Below are 15,148 nucleotides of genomic sequence, written 5' to 3' on the forward strand. Positions count from 1 at the left end.
CCGGGGTGCTCACGCGGACACCGTTTCGCGGCAGCCATGCATCTTCAGCAAGCTGGCCAGGGTGGTCTTGAGGGCGGTGCGATCGACGATGGCGTCCACAAAGCCGTGGTCGCGCAGATATTCGGCGGTCTGGAAGCCCTCGGGCAGTTTTTCCCTCAGGGTCTGTTCGATGACCCGCCGGCCGGCGAAGCCGATCAGGGCCTTGGGCTCGGCCAGGATCAGATCCCCCAGCATGGCGAAGCTAGCCGTTACCCCCCCGGTGGTGGGGTAGGTGAGCAGGGGCATGTAGAGCAATTCGGCCTGGCGATGGCGCTCGAGCGCGCCGGAGATCTTGGCCATCTGCATCAGGCTGAGCATGCCCTCCTGCATGCGGGCGCCACCGGAGGCGCACACGATCAGCACCGGGTAGCGGCGGGCGGTGGCCGTTTCGATCAGACGGGTGAGTTTTTCGCCCACCACCGAGCCCATCGAGCCGCCCATGAAGCGGAAATCCATCACGCCCAGGGCCAGGGGCAGACCGCTGGTGCGGCAGAGGCCCGTCACCACCGCATCCCGCAGCCCCGTGCTCTGCTGGCTGTCGCGGATCCGATCGGCGTAGCTGCGGCGATCCTTGAAGGCCAGGGGGTCGGTGGGCGAGAGGGCCGTGTCGAGCGGTTCGAAGCTGCCGGCATCGGCGATCAGGGCGATGCGCTCCTCGCTGTCGATGCGGTTGTGGTGGCCACATCCCTTGCACACACTGGCGTTGGCCACCAGGTCTTTGCGATACACCACCAGGCCGCAGTCGGGGCATTTGCTCCACAGCCCATCGCCCTCCTCCACGTCCTGGGTGACCCGCACGGTCGGGGCATTTTTCTGGCGATCCGCAAACCAGTCGAACAACGACATGCGATCTCAGGGGCGCGGGGGCCCGTCGGCTGATCCCTATTTAAGGCGTTTCACCACACCAGCCCGAGCCACGGCAGCCAGACGTCGTTGCCCAGCAGCCACACCGCCGCGCCGCCGGCCGCCAGGAACGGGCCGAAGGGGAAGGGCTGGTGCTTGCCCAGCAGTCCGCTGAGCCGGCCGATGCTGCCCACCACGGCACCGCCAAACACGGCGAGATACACCGTGATGCCCAGGCCGGTGAGGCCCAGCCACGCTCCGAGCAGGGCGGCGAGTTTGGCGTCCCCCAGCCCCAGGGCAGGCTTGCCAATCAGCTTCTGGGCCACGGCGCTCACCGTTTCAAAGCCCACCAGGGCCACGCCCGCGGCCACCAGATGGTGGAACAGCAGTTCCCGGCCCACGGCGCCACCTTGCTGGAAGCCGATCACGGCCGTCACCGCCAGGCCAAGTACCAGGCCGATGCGGCAGAGGGGTTCGGGCAGCCAGAGGTGGTCGAGGTCGATCAGCACCAGCGGAATCAGCCAGCTCAGCAGCAGCCACCCAGCCGCCACCAGAAGCCACGACAGCGGCTGGGGGCCCATGGCACTGGGTTGGGCCAGCAGGGCTGCCACCCAGAGGCCGGAGCAGAGCAGTTCGACGAGGGGGTAGCGGATGGCGATGGGGGCGCCGCAGTGGTTGCAGCGGGCTCGCAGCAGCAACCAGCCCAGCAGGGGCACATTTTCAAACCAGCGCAACCGGCTGCCGCAGTGGGGGCAGTGGCTGGGGGGCAGCACCACCGACTCCTCCCGCGGCAGGCGCCAGGCCACCACGTTCAGAAAACTGCCCACACAGGCGCCGATCAGGGCGACCACGATCGGCAGACCTGGCACGCTGGAGAGCAGAAACGGGCTGACGGCGCTCAAGCGGGCCTCAGATGGACGAGGGTTTGCGGGGCAGGCGCAGGCGCGCCGGACCGGAGCGGCTTTGCCGGCCGCGGATCAACTCGATCGGCACGAACTGTTCCTCCGGGAGCAGCACGGGCAGATCAAAGACAAGGCGACCGTGGAGACGGCTGAGCACCACCCCTGAAGGATCCATCCCAGCCGTACCCAGCTCCAGGGACTGGAACAACACCCGACGTGCGGCCTGGATGACTTGACGGCTGTTGATCCGGTCCAAGCGAAGGGAAGGGGCGGCCTTGCTTGATGCTCCCGCAATCAAAAACGAAGGAGAGCCCTTGTCGGCACGAAGTGCCGCTTCCGATGTCGTTGTGGGTGTGGCGAAGGAGATCGGCCTCACCAGAACGCTGGGCAGCCCCAGACTAGGGGCTGCCGCTGCAATCAGGCCAGCTTCTTCTTCTCTTCGATCATGCGGTGAATGATCGGGGTGAGGATCAGCTCCATGGCGAAGCCCATCTTGCCGCCGTTCACCACGATTGAGGTGGGGCTGGACATGAAGGAGTCGTGGATCATGTCGAGGAGGTAGGCAAAGTCGATGCCCCACTTCTCCCGGGCTCCTTTGCGGAAGTGGATGATCACGAACGATTCATCCGGGGTGGGGATATCCCGGATCATGAAGGGGTTGGAGGTGTCCACGGTGGACACCCGCTGGAAGTTGATGTCGGTGCGGCTGAACTGGGGGCAGATGTGGTTGATGTAATCCGGCATGCGGCGCAGAATCGTGTCCACGGTGGCCTCGGCCGAGTAGCCACGCTCCTTGTTGTCCCGCGCGATCTTCTGGATCCATTCCAGGTTGACCACCGGCACCACGCCCACCAGCAGGTCGGCGAGGCCGGCCACGTCGTACCCCTCACCCTGCACGCCGCCATGCAGGCCTTCGTAGAAGAGCAGGTCGGTGCCGCTGGGGATGGTTTCCCAGGGGGTGAACTGGCCGGGTTCGAGGTTGGTGCCGAGACGGGCATTGTGCTCGGCGGCCTCTTCGACAGAGTGCAGGTAGTAGCGCTTCTGGCCACTGCCGGTTTCGCCGTAGGTCTGGAACAGCTCGGCCAGCTTGTCGAACAGGTTGGCCTCGGGGCCGAAGTGGGAGAAGTTCTCGCCCTTGGCCAGGGCGGCGTTCATGGCCTCCTTCATGGGGCCGCGCTCATAGCGGTGGTAGCTGTCGCCCTCCACCACGGCGGGCACGATGCCTTCACGCTTGAAGATGTGCTCGAAGGCGCGCTTGACGGTGCTGGTCCCAGCGCCGGAGGAGCCGGTGACAGACACAACCGGGTGACGCTTCGACATGCGCAGGGATCCAGAAACCGACCGTGAGTTTGGCAGGTCGCCGGACCGTCCTCTGCCTCAACGGGGCTTCTGAAGGAATTGGGTCCGCGAAGCGGCTGGTGGTCAGGCTTCGAGGGCCGCCAGCAGCTGGTCGCCCATGGCCTTGCAGCCCAGCGGGATGCAGCCTTCCGCCATCAGGTCGCCGGTGCGGTAGCCGGCGGCGAGCACCCGGTCGACAGCGGCCTCCAGGGCGGCGGCGGCGGCCTCCTGGTGCAGGCCGATGCGCAGCATCATGGCGGCGCTGAGCACCATGGCCATGGGGTTGGCCTTGTCCTGGCCGGCGATGTCGGGTGCGGAGCCGTGGATCGGCTCGAACAGGCCCGGGCCGCTGGACCCCAGGCTGGCAGAGGGCAGCATGCCGATCGAGCCGCTGAGCATGGCGGCCTCGTCGCTGAGGATGTCACCGAACAGGTTGCTGGTCAGCAGCACGTCGAACTGGCGCGGGTTGCGCACCAGCTGCATGGCGGCGTTGTCGACGTACATGTGGCTGAGCTCCACCGTTGGGTAGTCGGCCGCCAGGGCCGTGACACGGTCGCGCCAGAGCTGGCTTACATCGAGCACGTTGGCCTTGTCCACGCTGCAGAGCCGCCCGCTCCGGGCTACGGCCAGGTCGAACGCCACCTTGGCGATGCGATCGATCTCGTCGTCGAAGTAGGCCATGGTGTTGAAGGCCCGCACCCGACCCTCCGCTTCGACGCGCCCCTTGGGGGTGCCGAAATACACCCCGCCGGTGAGTTCGCGCACCACCAGGAGGTCGACGCCTTCGATCACCTCGCGCTTGAGGGTGGAGGCGTCGATCAGGGCGGGAATGATCTTGACGGGTCGCAGGTTGGCGAACAGCCCCAGTCCGGCCCGCAGGCCCAACAGGCCGGTTTCGGGCCGCTGCTCCCGCGGCAGCGTGTCGTATTGGGGTGAGCCGATGGCGGCCAGCAGCACCGCATCGGCGGCTTTGCAGGCCTCCAGGGTGCGGTTGGGCAGGGGTTCACCCGTGGCGTCGATGGCGGCGCCGCCCATGGGCTGTTCGTCGTAGACCAGGCCAAAGCCATGGCGGGCGCTGACCGCATCCAGCAGCTGGCGGGTCACCGCCGTGATCTCCGGGCCGATGCCGTCGCCGCTCAGCAGGGTGATCCGGTAGCTGGAGGTCATGGGGGCGCTGGGGCTGGGCGCGAGGTTACGGCCTGGCCTGCTTTTCCAGCTGGCGCAGGGCCCGGGCCAGCTCCGGCAGTTTGTTGAAGGCGGCGGAACAGCGCAGCCACAGCCGGTTGGGGATGGCCGGGTAGCCGCTCACCACTTCGCCGGCGGCCACCTCGCCGTGGATGCCCGATTTGGAGCTGGCGATCGAGCGATCCCCCATCACGGCCTTGTTGGCCAGGCCCACCTGACCGGCCAGGATCACGCCGTTGCCCAGGCGGGCGCCGCCGGCGATGCCCACCTGGGCCGCCAGGGCGCAGCCCTGGCCGGTGGTCACGCCGTGGCCGATGTGCACCAGGTTGTCGATCTTGGTGCCGGCGCCGATGCGGGTTTCCCCCACGGAGGGCCGGTCGATGGTGCTGCTGCAACCCACCTCCACCCCCGCCTCGAGGATCACCTGGCCGGTTTGGGGCATCTTGCGCCAGCCCTGGGCGGTGGGCACGAAGCCGAAGCCCTCGCTGCCGATCACGGCATTGGAGTGCACCACGCAGCCAGGCCCCAGGCGGGATCCGGGATGGAGCACCGCGCCGGCGTGCAGTTCACAGCCCTCGCCGATCTGCACATCGTCGTAGAGCACCACCTGGGGGTGGAGTGTGCAGCTGGCGCCGATCTGCGCATGGGCACCGATCACCACGTGGGGCCCGATGTGGCTGCCCATGCCCACCACGGCCGTGGGATCGACCACGGCGCTGGGATGGATGCCGGGCTCCGGCCGGCGGCGGGGATGGAGGGCGTCGAGAGCCTCGGCGAAGGCCAGGCGGGGATCGTTGACGGCGACCCAGGCCAGGCCCCGCTCCCGGGCTTGCTGCTGCAGCGCCTCGGCCCCGTCGCCACGGGCGGGGATCAGCACGGCGCTGGCGCCGCTGCCGGCCAGGGCCGCCGCCAGGGCATTGCCGGGTTCGAGAAAACTCAGCTGGCCACTGCTGGCCCGATCGAGCGCCTCAGCGCCACGGATCTCGGGATCGTGGGCCAGGTCGCGGGCGTTGGCCTCAGTCACCTCGTTGAGATGGCTGAGCAATTCGCTGAAGCGCATTCCAGGGGCACCGGCCTGGCGGGATCGTAGGTCGGGCCTAGGAGCCCGTGATCACCAGCTGGTCGCGGTGCACCACTTCGACGCCGGCCTGGCCCATCAGCTCCCGCAGCTCCCGGCTGCTGAGGGTGGCCAGACCCCGCCCCAGTTCGCGCCCATCGCTGGCCACCAACCGCACGGCCTCCCGGCGGCCGAAGTCGCCCTCCACCGCCCGCACCCCGACCGCCAGCAGGGAGGCGCCCTGACGCGTCAGGGCCCGCTCGGCCCCCGCATCCAGGTGCAGGCTGCCCTTGGGCAACAGGGCATGGGCCAGCCAACCCTTGCGGTCGGGCAGGGGGGTGGGGCTGGGCTGGAAGACGGTGCCCACCCGCTCGCCGGCCAGCAGGGCCTCCAGCACCGCCGGATCCCGGCCATCGGCCAGCCGCACCCGGATGCCGCTGGAGGTGGCGATGCGGGCCGCGGTGAGTTTGGTGGTCATGCCGCCGGTGCCCCACTGGCCGCCGCCGGTGGCGACGCTCTGGAGGCTGTCCAGTTCCGCCAGGCTGCCCACCTCCTCGATCGGCTGGGCATCGGCATCGGTGCGGGGGTCACCCGAGTAGAGCCGATCCACATCGGTGAGCAGCACCAGCTCATCGGCGCCGATCGCCACCGCCACCAGGGCGGAGAGGGTGTCGTTGTCGCCGAAGCGCAATTCGTCGGTGGCCAGGGTGTCGTTTTCGTTGACCACGGGCACCACCCCCCAGGCAAGCAGTTGCTCCAGGGTGCGGCAGGCGTTCTGGTAGCGGCGGCGGGAGGCCAGGTCGCCCCGGGTCAGCAGCACCTGGGCCACGGCCAGGCCCCGCACGGCGAAGGCGTCCTGATAGAGGGCCATCAGCCGGCCCTGGCCCACGGCAGCGGCGGCTTGGAGGGCCACCACCTCACTGGGCCGCTGGCCCATTTCCAGCGCCACGCACCCCAGGCCCACGGCCCCACTGGTGACCAGCGCCAGCGCATCGCCGCGGCGCTGCTGACGGCTGAGGCTGGCCGCCAGGTCGGCGATCACCGCCGCCGTGGGCCGTTCGTTGCTGCCCCGCAGCAGGCTTGTGCCCACCTTGATCACCCGGCGCATGGAACCCTGCTCGCGTGCCATCAGCCCAAGGTCGTGCCGACCCAGCGGGCCAGGCGCAGCTCCAGTTTCTGCAGTCGATCCCGTTGGCAGGGCCGGCCCAGGGGATCGATCGGCTTCACCAGCACGGTGAACAGGCCGAGGCGGTTGCCCGCGATCACATCGGTGAACAGCCGGTCGCCGATCAGGGCCACCTGCCCGTGGGGCAGCTTGAGATCGGCCAGCACCTTGCGCAGGGCGCTGCGCCGGGGTTTGCCCGCCGAAATGGTGTAGGGCAGGTTCAGTTCGGCCGCCACCGCTCCGATCCGCTGGCGGGACGGGTTGTTGCTGAACAGGTGGATCGGCATGTGCTGCTGCGCTGTCTCCAGCCAGCGCCGGGCGCTGTCGGGCAAGGCGGCCTGGCGGCGGGGCAACAGGGTGCGGTCCACATCGAGCACCAGGGCCCGGATTGGCTGGTCGAGCAACTCCTGCAGGGGCAGCTCGGCCAGGGTGCAGTCCCGCAGCCAGTTAGGGCGCAGCAGCTGGCGCAGCATCAGTCGTCGCCCTCCCGCTCCTCCAGCTCGGCCTCGATCCGGGGTTGCACCCGTTCGAACTCCTCGCCTTCCACCAGCACGGCGCCGTCTCCGTTCATGCGGGCCACCACGAAGAAGGGATCGAGGGGGATGTAGAGCCCGTACTCCCGCTCGTCCACGAGGAAGCTCACCAGCAGCTCGTAGGTCTCGGAATCGTCATCGTCGTCCTCATCGTCCTCGAGTTCATCGGGCTCCGGCTCGTCCAGTTCACCGCTGACGGTGAGGGTGACGGCCGAGCGCACCAGGGTGAGGTCGTGCTCCTGCAGCACCACATCCGCCACCGACAGGATCGGCTCGGTGGCATCAATGGTGTCGATCAGTTCCGGGTCTTCGTCGTCGTCGAGGCGGAACAGGCAGACCGGGGTATCCACCGGGGTCAGCAACACGTAGTCGTGGCCATCCAGGGGGATCAGCTGCTCGAGGAAGCAGAGCAGCTGGCGGCCGCGGCTGTCGTGCACCAGCACGGTGGGCACGTCGGCGGGGATCTCCGAAGGCGTGGAGGAAGGGGGTTCGGGGCTCATGCGCTGGGATTGGCTCTCCTCAGGATGGTGCAGCGTCGGCCGTCTGGCCGCCAGCCATGGTCGCCGGCGTCACCGGTTCCGGTCCTTCCTGCAGCCATTGCTCCAGCAGCAGGGCCGCCGCGGCGCTGTCGAGGGCGCCGCTGCGGTCGCCGTGGAGGCCGTGGCGCTCGGCAGCAGCCCAGCTGCTGGAATGTTCATTCACCCAGGCCAGGGGCAGGGCCAGGTGCTGGGCCAGCCGTACGCCGTAGCGCCGGCAGTGCGCGGCCTGGGCGGTGGGGGCTCCGGCCTGATCGAGGGGGAGTCCCACCACCAGGGCCTCGATCCGACGCTGGTGCACCACTGAGCCCAGGTGCGCCAGATCGGTCGCAAAAGCTCCCCGGGCCAGGGCCGGCAGCGGCGTGACCGTGAGTCCCAGGGGGTCACAGCCCGCCAGGCCGATGCGGCGGCGTCCCACGTCGAGGGCCAGCACCGAGCGGGGCCGGGGGGGCGTCACGGGGTGGGCGCCAGGGGTGTGGGCGTGGGCAGGGGGCGGCGCCGTGGCTGCCATTGGTCGAGCATGGCCTCGAGGCGCAGACCGGCACGCCCCGGGGCGTGCAGCGCCTGACGGCGCCAGACACTGCGGGCCATCAGCACCCGTTCCCCCCGTTCCTCCGCGCCCAAGCTGGCCAGCCAGCGTTGCTGGGCCCCATCGCGCAGGTCACAGCGCAGCCAGAGGGGTTCCTTGGAGCCAAGGGCGGCGTAGGCCTGGCGCAGCAGCAGCTCGCTGGCGCCTCCCACCAGGTGCTCCCACCCGGGGTGGACGCTCAGTTCCACGTCATGGCCACCTCCGGCGTGCTCCCCGATCCAGCGCACCGCCGCTACAGCCTGCTCCCGGCTGGAATCCACAAGCATCCAGCCGCGGCCATGGCTTTGGTCGAGCAGGTCTTCAACGCGGCGATCGAGCAGTTGCCGCAACTGGGCTGGACAGGTCGCCTGTTCGAGATGCCAGAGCAGGGCTGCGCTGCGGCGGTTGAGGGGGGTGAGCTGGAGGTCGGGGGGCAGGGCCGGCATAACGGGGCCGCTGGCGGCCGGGTTGGGTCGCCAGCACCAGAGCCGGTCGGTGCGCAGGGGTTGGAAGCCCTGCTCGCGCAGCATGGCCAGGCGGGTGTCATCCAGGGTGGAGGCGGCGGCGATCCAGCTGGCGGCTCCGCGGGCGCGCTGGATGGCGGCGCGCAACAGGGTGGCGGCCAATTCCTGGCGGGCGGCGCCGGGGGCCAGGCGCAGATGCTGCATCTGCCAGCAGGTGCCGCTGCGATTCAACCGGCGGCACACGATCAACCCGAGCGGGGTCTGGCCGCTGAGGGCCACCAGCACCTGGGGGGCCAGGGATGGCCGCGCCAGCAGGGCCTGCATCAGCCGCTCCGGCAGGCCGAGCAGGACGGCCCGTTGCAGCACGGCCTGCAGGGGCAGGAAGACGGGGTCGCTCAGCAGGGGCAGGTGCCAACCGGCCAGGGGTTGGAGGCGCCAGCTCTCCGGATCGGTTCGCGCCGGCCCCGACGGGGGGCTGGGACTGGAGCTGGGCGACGACTGGATCCCGGGCATGGGGCGTGGCGACGGCTGCCGGGTGGACCAACTCTATCGGCGCCGCGGGGATGGAGCTCAGGCCGGTGGTCGCACCAGCACCAGGGGGGTGCGCTCGTTGGCGTTGCCGGCGGGGTTGGGGCGGAGGGCGCGCTCCAGCAGGGCCTCATCACAGCCCGGGCTGGAGGCCAGCACCTTGACCCGGCCCAGGTCGTTGACATCCACGACGGCGACAGCTACCCCGAGGGAGCGGGCCATGGCCGCACAGAAGGCGGCGGGCCGTTCCGGGCCCAACACAATCGTCTGGTCGTAGGGCGGGGTGGTGCCGGTGATGTCGTCGATCAGCCGGGCCTGATCGCCGGCCAGCCGGTAGAACCAGCCCTTGCTGCCCACCAGCTTGAGCGCCAGGCCCACCAGCCAGGCCCCGAGCACCCGCGCCGGTCCCACCACGTCGATCAGGCTTTGCAGGCCGCAGGCCGTGGCCAGGGAGCTGGTGGGGTGGAACACCCGGCAGAGCAGCCGGGCCAGACCACTGGGCTGCACGGTGGCGGGATGGTGGTAACGGCCCTGCATCACGGCCAAGGGCGTTTCACCGATGGTGAGCACGTCACCGGGTTGGACCAGCTCGCCGGCGTAACGGCGCAACACCGCTTCGGGGTCGTCCAGCACCCCCAGCAGGTGGGTGCCCACCGGGAGCACCCTGCAGCGGTCGCCCTCGCGCCAGCGGGCGCTGGCGGCGGCCTGGGGACTGGGCTTCTGCAGCGGCACCAGCACCCCATCGCGCCGCTCCAGCCGGCCGAAGGGGCCGTAGTTGATCCAGAGGATCTCCAGCCACAAAGTGTCGAGCAGCTGGTCGAGGGTCTGGCCCGGGGCGCCGGCCAGGCTGATGTGGAGGCGGGCCGTGGTGCTCTTGCGCCCCTTGACGATGTAGGCCGCCCAGTAGCCATCGGGGCGCGACTCCTCATCGGGGTGCAGGGCCTCGATCCGACTGCTCACCGTGACCCCGGTTAAATCGCCCCGGCCCAGCAGGGTGGGACGCAAGGCAATCTCGGGCACCATCACCTCCATGCGGCGATGGGGATTGCTGATCGTGACCGTGCCGGTCACCTCCAGCCCCGTAGATGTTCGCTCCACCTGAAAGCCATCGGCCCGCAGCTGCAGTGGTGACGCGGGCCGCAGCCGGTGGCGCAGCTCCAGCCAGAGCAGGGTGAGGCCCAGCAGCAGGGCCAGCACCAGCACGACCTTCAGCAGGAGCAGGGCGACCAGGGCGGGGGCCAGTTGGGTCGAAGCCAGTTGGGTCGGAGCCAATTGCGACCGGGCAAGAATCGCCGGAGCGTAATGGGGCCTGCGGCCTTAGCTTCAAACGGTCGCGATTTCGGTGCCGGGCATGCGCAAGACCTTCGTGCTCGACACGAACGTGCTGCTGCACGATCCGGCGGCGCTGACCCGGTTTGAAGACAACAACATCCTGATTCCGATTGAGGTGGTCGAGGAGATCGACCGCTTCAAGCGCGACCCCGCCGAGAAGGGCCGCAATGCCCGCCAGGTGTCACGGCTGTTGGATGCGTTGCGGGCCCAGGGCAACCTGGCCGATGGGGTCCCCAACGGGGAGCAGGGGGGCACCCTGAAGGTGGTGTTCTGCCGGGCTGAAACCCTCAGCCAGCTGCCGCCCGAGCTCAAGGCCGGCAACGGCGACAACAACATCCTGGCGGTGGCCCTGGAGGAGCAGCGGCTGCAGGCGGTGATGGGCAGCCAGCCGCCGGTGATCCTGGTCACCAAGGACACCAACCTGCGCATCAAGGCCGATGCCGTCGGCCTGAACGCCCAGGACTACACCAGCGATCGGGTCGACCTTGGCGACCTCTATCCCGGCCTGTGTGAGCTCTGGGTAAGTGCCGAGCAGATGGACCGGGTCAAGCAGCCTCCGGGCCTCGCCGTGGAGGGCTTGGCGGTGGAGAGTCCCCTGCAGGCCAACGAAGGGGTCACCCTGATCGATCAGGCCCAGCCGGCCCACACCCTGCTGGCCCGCTTCAATGCCGCCACCGCCACCCTGCAGCCCCTGCAGCGGGCCCCCAAGGCCAAGCTCGGTCGCATCCAGCCCCGCAACCGGGAACAGACCTTTGCCCTGGACCTGCTGCTGGATCCGGAGATCCAGCTGATCACCCTGGTGGGCAAGGCCGGCACCGGCAAAACCCTCCTGGCCCTGGCGGCGGGCCTGCACCAGGTGGCCGATGAGCGCCTCTACGAGCGCCTGCTGGTGACCCGGCCCGTGATCTCCCTGGGCAAGGAGATCGGCTTTTTGCCCGGGGATCTCGAGGAGAAGATGGGCCCCTGGATGCAGCCGATCATCGACAACCTCGACTTCCTGCTGGGCGGCAGCGGCGAGGACGAGGGGCGCGGCGCCCCCCGGGGTGGCGGCAGCGGTGGGGCAGGCGGCCGGGGCGGCAGCCACCGGGGTCCGCGCAGCAACTGGACCGACCTCAAGGGCATGGGCCTGCTGGAGGTGGAGGCGATCAGCTACATCCGCGGCCGCTCGATTCCCCGCCAGTTCATGGTGGTGGATGAGGCCCAGAACCTCACGCCCCATGAGGTGAAGACGATCGTGACCCGGGTGGGTGAGGGCACCAAGATCGTGCTCACCGGTGACCCGTACCAGATCGACAACCCCTACGTGGACGCTGAGAGCAATGGCCTCACCTGGCTGGTGGAGCGGTTCAAGGGCCAGCCGCTCGCTGGCCACGTGACCCTGCTGCGGGGCGAGCGCAGTGAACTGGCCGAGCTGGCCGCCAACCTGCTCTAGCCGTCCAGCCCGGTGCGCCGTTCCCAGGGGGTCACCTCGGAGCGGTGCTCGTTCCATTGGCGCCGCCGCAGCCGCTCGTAGGCAACGCAGAAGTTTTCGCCCAGGGCCTGGCGCAGGGCGGTGTCGGCGGCAAAGGCGTCGAGGGCCTCCCCCAGGCTGTTGGGCAGTCGGCCACAGGCGTCGGCGCTGAGGGGAGCGGCGTAGTTGTCGTTGTCGTGGCGGGGGCCGGGGTGGAGCTGGCGCTCGATGCCGTCGAGCCCCGCCGCCAGGATCGCCGCCTGGAGCAGGTAGGGGTGGGCGGCGCCGTCGGGTAGACGCAGCTCCAGGCGCTGGTCATCGGGGATGCGCACCATGTGGGTGCGGTTGTTGCCGCTGTAGCTGATGCCGCCCGGGCTCCAGGTGGCGCCCGAGCTGGTGGGCGGAGCGGCCAGCCGGCGGTAGCTGTTCACCGTGGGGTTGGTGAGGCAGCTGAGCGCCGGGGCGTGGGCCAGCAGGCCGCCCAGGAACTGGTAGGCCAGCTCTGAGAGGCCCAGCGCTCCGGCCGGGTCGTGGAACAGGTTTTGGCCGGCGTTGGCCCTGCCGGCAGCGCCCCACAGGGAGAGGTGGGTGTGGCAGCCGTTGCCGGTGAGGGCGGCGAAGGGTTTGGGCATGAAGCTGGCCCGCAACCCCTGCTGCTCCGCCAGGGATTTCACCATCACCTTGAAAAAGGCGTGGCGATCGGCGGTGGTGAGCGCCTCGGCGTAGGTCCAGTTGACCTCGAATTGACCGTTGGCGTCCTCGTGGTCGGCCTGGTAAGGGCCCCAGCCCAGCTGCTCCATCGCCTCCAGCAGCGGCGCGATCAGGGGGTAGCGACGCATCAGGGCCAGCTGGTCGTAGCAGGGTTTCTCCTGGGTGTCGGCCCTGTCGGCGATCTGCGCACCCGTGGGATCGAGCAGGAAGAACTCGGCCTCCACGCCGCTGCGCAGCTCCAGCCCCCGCTCGGCAGCCCGCTCCAGCTGGTGGCGCAGCAGGCGGCGGGGGCATTGCGCCATCGGCTGGCCGTTGAGCTGCAGCTCGGCCGCCACCCAGCCCACCTCCGGCTGCCAGGGCAGGGGGGTGAGGCTGGCCGCCGCCGGGATCGCCATCACGTCGCCATCGGCGGGGGAGAGATCCAGCCAGGCCGCAAAGCCGGCGAAGCCGGCCCCGTCCCGGGCCATGGCCGCCACGGCCGAGGCCGGCACGAGTTTGGCCCGCTGGATGCCGAACAGGTCGGTGAAGGAGATCAGCAGGAACCGCAGGTTCAGTTCCTGCACCCGCTGGGCGAGATCAGACATGGGAGGGCTGCTGGAGGAGGGTGTCAACGATGCGGCGCAGCTGCCGCTGCTCGGCAGGGCTGCTGTGGGGGTTGCCCGCCCGGTGGCCGAGCTGCGAGGGGAGCACGTGCAACGCCGCGCCGGGGATGGCGTCGGCGTCGGCGGCCAGGTCGTCGGGCGGGAAGTAGAGGTCGTGGCTGCCGGCCACCACGGCGGTGCGGGCGGTGATGGAGCCCAGGCTTGCGGCCAGGTCGCCACCGGCGGCCACGTCGTGGGCCAGCCAGGTGTCGAGCATGGCGATCAGGTCTCGGGGGTCGTGGCGCTGGTAGTGGGGCAGCCACTGGCGCTCCACGTGCTCCTCCACCGGTTCGGCGACGGTGCGGAAAAAGGGTTGGCTGGCGGCCCAGCTGGCGTAGATCAGGGCGTAGGTGCGCAGCCCCTGGTCCGGCGGGGCGTCGAAGCCGCTGCCGTTCCAGTGGCGATCGGCGGTGAGGGCCTGGCGCAGGCTGAGGAGGAACAGGCGGTTGTGGGGGGAGGTGCGGGCCGTGCCGCAGACGCAGCAGATCCGCTCCACGGCCCCCGGGTGATCAACGGCCCACTGGTAGGCCTGCTGGGCCCCCATCGACCAGCCGTAGATCAGCGGGAGCCGTTCGACACCAAACGCCTCCGCCAGCAGGTGCCGTTGGGCGGCGACGTTGTCGCGGTGGCCCACCACCCAGCCCTGTTCGGCCAGGCCCATGGCGCCGTGGCTGGGGCTGCTGGAGGAGCCGTTGCCGAACATGCCAGCAATCACGATGCACCAGCGCTCCGGATCCAGCACCGGGCCGGCCAGCCAGGCCAGATCCTCGGGTCGGGCGCCGTAGGAGGTGGGTACCAGGATCAGGTTGGAGCGCTGGGCGTTGAGCTCACCGATCTGGAGGTAGGTGAGCTGGGCCTGCGGCAGGGTGTGGCCGCAGGCCAGGGGAAAGGGGCCCAGGGGTTGCTGGGCCCGGCGGGCGACGGCGGTGGCGCTCATGCCGGCAGGGCCAGGGCCGGCAGGTTGCGCAGCAGCCGTCGGTGCACCGCCAGGTAGCCCCGATCGCAGTGGCGCAGGTGGGGGGCGATGGCGGCATGGGCCACCGGCAGGGCGTGGAAGGGCAGGGAGGGGTAGAGGTGGTGCTCGGCATGGAACGGCATGTTCCACATCAGCCAGCGCACGGCCGGGTGGGTGAGGGTGGTGCGGGTGTTCTCGGTGCCGTCACTGCTGAAGCTGCAGCCGCTGTGTTCCGCCAGCAGCAGAACCCGCAGCACGGGCTGCCCCACCGCCAGGGGCAGCAGCCAGAACCAGAACAGAAAGCCCGTGCCGCTCACCAGGGAGGCCAGGGCCAGGGCGGCGTACACGGCGAACTGGAGCCGCACCGAGCGGCGCACCTGGGGGATGGCCTCCGGGCTCAGATAGCTCAGGTCATTGAGGTTTCCCCAGAGCAACCGGGCGTAACCGCCCCACTTGCCGCTCCACCAGTTCCAGCCGCTCACCTCGCGCAGGTAGCCCCAGGCGTCGGTGGGCACGGGATCGTCCAGTTCGGGATCGAGCCCGGGTTGGTGGGTGTAGCGGTGGTGCCACTGGTGGTAGCGCCGGTAGTAGGTGGCGTTGTAAAAGCTCAGCAGCCCGGCGATCCAGGCCACGGTGTCGTTGCTGCGGCGGCTGCGGAACGCCGTGCGGTGGCAGCACTCATGCAGGGGGGCGAAGCAGGTGGCCAGGCCGATGCCGCACACCAGCAGCCCAACCAGCCTCAGGGCCAGGGGCCAGGGCTGCTGGGCCCATGCCAGCCCGCCCGCCAGGGTGAACAGCAGGTGGCTGGCCAGGCGCACGGCTGCAGGGCCATTGCGCAGCTGGTTGAGGCTGGCCAGCGCCTCGCGCTCCAGCAGGGGTGTGGTGGGATGGGCCATGGCCC

At 69.9% G+C, this 15,148-nt stretch carries 16 protein-coding genes; 1 reads left to right on the forward strand and 15 read right to left on the reverse strand.

The window, feature by feature from the left end; translation table 11 throughout:
• Positions 1-9 precede the first annotated feature (9 nt).
• From accD to H6G16_RS05885, 12 genes are all read right to left on the reverse strand, one after another.
• Positions 10-885 (reverse strand): acetyl-CoA carboxylase, carboxyltransferase subunit beta, encoded by an 876-nt coding sequence (gene accD / locus H6G16_RS05830; protein ID WP_190389372.1) that lies wholly within the window; start codon positions 883-885, stop codon positions 10-12.
• Between the two features lie 50 nt (positions 886-935).
• Positions 936-1,784, reverse strand: coding sequence for an A24 family peptidase (locus tag H6G16_RS05835; RefSeq protein ID WP_242036223.1), 849 nt, complete (start codon positions 1,782-1,784; stop codon positions 936-938).
• Positions 1,785-1,791: 7 nt separating this feature from the next.
• The gene (locus H6G16_RS05840) at positions 1,792-2,040 is read right to left on the reverse strand and encodes a hypothetical protein (RefSeq protein WP_242036224.1); all 249 of its coding nucleotides are present in this window, start codon (positions 2,038-2,040) and stop codon (positions 1,792-1,794) included.
• Between the two features lie 161 nt (positions 2,041-2,201).
• Positions 2,202-3,104: a phosphoribulokinase gene (locus H6G16_RS05845; protein WP_190389373.1), complete on the reverse strand. Its 903-nt coding sequence runs from the start codon at positions 3,102-3,104 to the stop codon at positions 2,202-2,204.
• A gap of 102 nt (positions 3,105-3,206) precedes the next feature.
• Positions 3,207-4,289 carry a 3-isopropylmalate dehydrogenase gene (leuB, locus tag H6G16_RS05850; protein ID WP_190389374.1) on the reverse strand — a complete coding sequence of 361 codons (1,083 nt, stop codon included), beginning with the start codon at positions 4,287-4,289 and terminating at the stop codon, positions 3,207-3,209.
• A gap of 25 nt (positions 4,290-4,314) precedes the next feature.
• Positions 4,315-5,367, reverse strand: coding sequence for a UDP-3-O-(3-hydroxymyristoyl)glucosamine N-acyltransferase (lpxD, locus tag H6G16_RS05855; RefSeq protein WP_190389375.1), 1,053 nt, complete (start codon positions 5,365-5,367; stop codon positions 4,315-4,317).
• A 37-nt stretch (positions 5,368-5,404) separates the two neighbouring features.
• Positions 5,405-6,493 carry a glutamate 5-kinase gene (gene proB, locus H6G16_RS05860; RefSeq protein WP_242036225.1) on the reverse strand — a complete coding sequence of 363 codons (1,089 nt, stop codon included), beginning with the start codon at positions 6,491-6,493 and terminating at the stop codon, positions 5,405-5,407.
• Positions 6,493-7,002, reverse strand: coding sequence for a YqeG family HAD IIIA-type phosphatase (locus H6G16_RS05865; protein ID WP_190389376.1), 510 nt, complete (start codon positions 7,000-7,002; stop codon positions 6,493-6,495). The genes proB and H6G16_RS05865 overlap by 1 nt, the downstream gene beginning before the upstream one ends.
• Complete coding sequence (locus tag H6G16_RS05870) at positions 7,002-7,562, reverse strand: DUF3727 domain-containing protein (protein ID WP_190389377.1); 561 nt, start codon at positions 7,560-7,562, stop codon at positions 7,002-7,004. The genes H6G16_RS05865 and H6G16_RS05870 overlap by 1 nt, the downstream gene beginning before the upstream one ends.
• Before the next feature lie 19 nt (positions 7,563-7,581).
• The gene (gene ruvX / locus H6G16_RS05875) at positions 7,582-8,055 is read right to left on the reverse strand and encodes a Holliday junction resolvase RuvX (protein ID WP_347238807.1); all 474 of its coding nucleotides are present in this window, start codon (positions 8,053-8,055) and stop codon (positions 7,582-7,584) included.
• The gene (locus tag H6G16_RS05880) at positions 8,052-9,143 is read right to left on the reverse strand and encodes a GNAT family N-acetyltransferase (RefSeq protein WP_242036226.1); all 1,092 of its coding nucleotides are present in this window, start codon (positions 9,141-9,143) and stop codon (positions 8,052-8,054) included. Before H6G16_RS05880 ends, ruvX begins: the two co-directional genes overlap by 4 nt.
• A gap of 57 nt (positions 9,144-9,200) precedes the next feature.
• Positions 9,201-10,370 carry a F420-0:Gamma-glutamyl ligase gene (locus H6G16_RS05885; protein WP_190389735.1) on the reverse strand — a complete coding sequence of 390 codons (1,170 nt, stop codon included), beginning with the start codon at positions 10,368-10,370 and terminating at the stop codon, positions 9,201-9,203.
• Between the two features lie 139 nt (positions 10,371-10,509).
• On the opposite strand from H6G16_RS05885, the gene H6G16_RS05890 reads away from it, so the two are divergent.
• Positions 10,510-11,922 carry a PhoH family protein gene (locus H6G16_RS05890; protein WP_190389379.1) on the forward strand — a complete coding sequence of 471 codons (1,413 nt, stop codon included), beginning with the start codon at positions 10,510-10,512 and terminating at the stop codon, positions 11,920-11,922.
• On the opposite strand, the gene glnT is transcribed toward H6G16_RS05890, so the two are convergent.
• From glnT to H6G16_RS05905, 3 genes are read right to left on the reverse strand one after another with little or no spacing between them, the layout of a single operon-like run.
• Positions 11,919-13,235, reverse strand: coding sequence for a type III glutamate--ammonia ligase (glnT, locus tag H6G16_RS05895; protein WP_190389380.1), 1,317 nt, complete (start codon positions 13,233-13,235; stop codon positions 11,919-11,921). The genes H6G16_RS05890 and glnT overlap by 4 nt on opposite strands.
• Positions 13,228-14,229, reverse strand: coding sequence for an alpha/beta fold hydrolase (locus H6G16_RS05900; RefSeq protein WP_190389381.1), 1,002 nt, complete (start codon positions 14,227-14,229; stop codon positions 13,228-13,230). Before H6G16_RS05900 ends, glnT begins: the two co-directional genes overlap by 8 nt.
• Positions 14,226-15,143, reverse strand: a complete 918-nt coding sequence (locus H6G16_RS05905) for a fatty acid desaturase (protein WP_190389382.1) — start codon at positions 15,141-15,143, stop codon at positions 14,226-14,228. The genes H6G16_RS05900 and H6G16_RS05905 overlap by 4 nt, the downstream gene beginning before the upstream one ends.
• Positions 15,144-15,148 lie beyond the last annotated feature (5 nt).

This window comes from Cyanobium sp. FACHB-13342 (genome assembly GCF_014697415.1).
In the GTDB taxonomy this organism is placed as follows: domain Bacteria; phylum Cyanobacteriota; class Cyanobacteriia; order PCC-6307; family Cyanobiaceae; genus Cyanobium_A.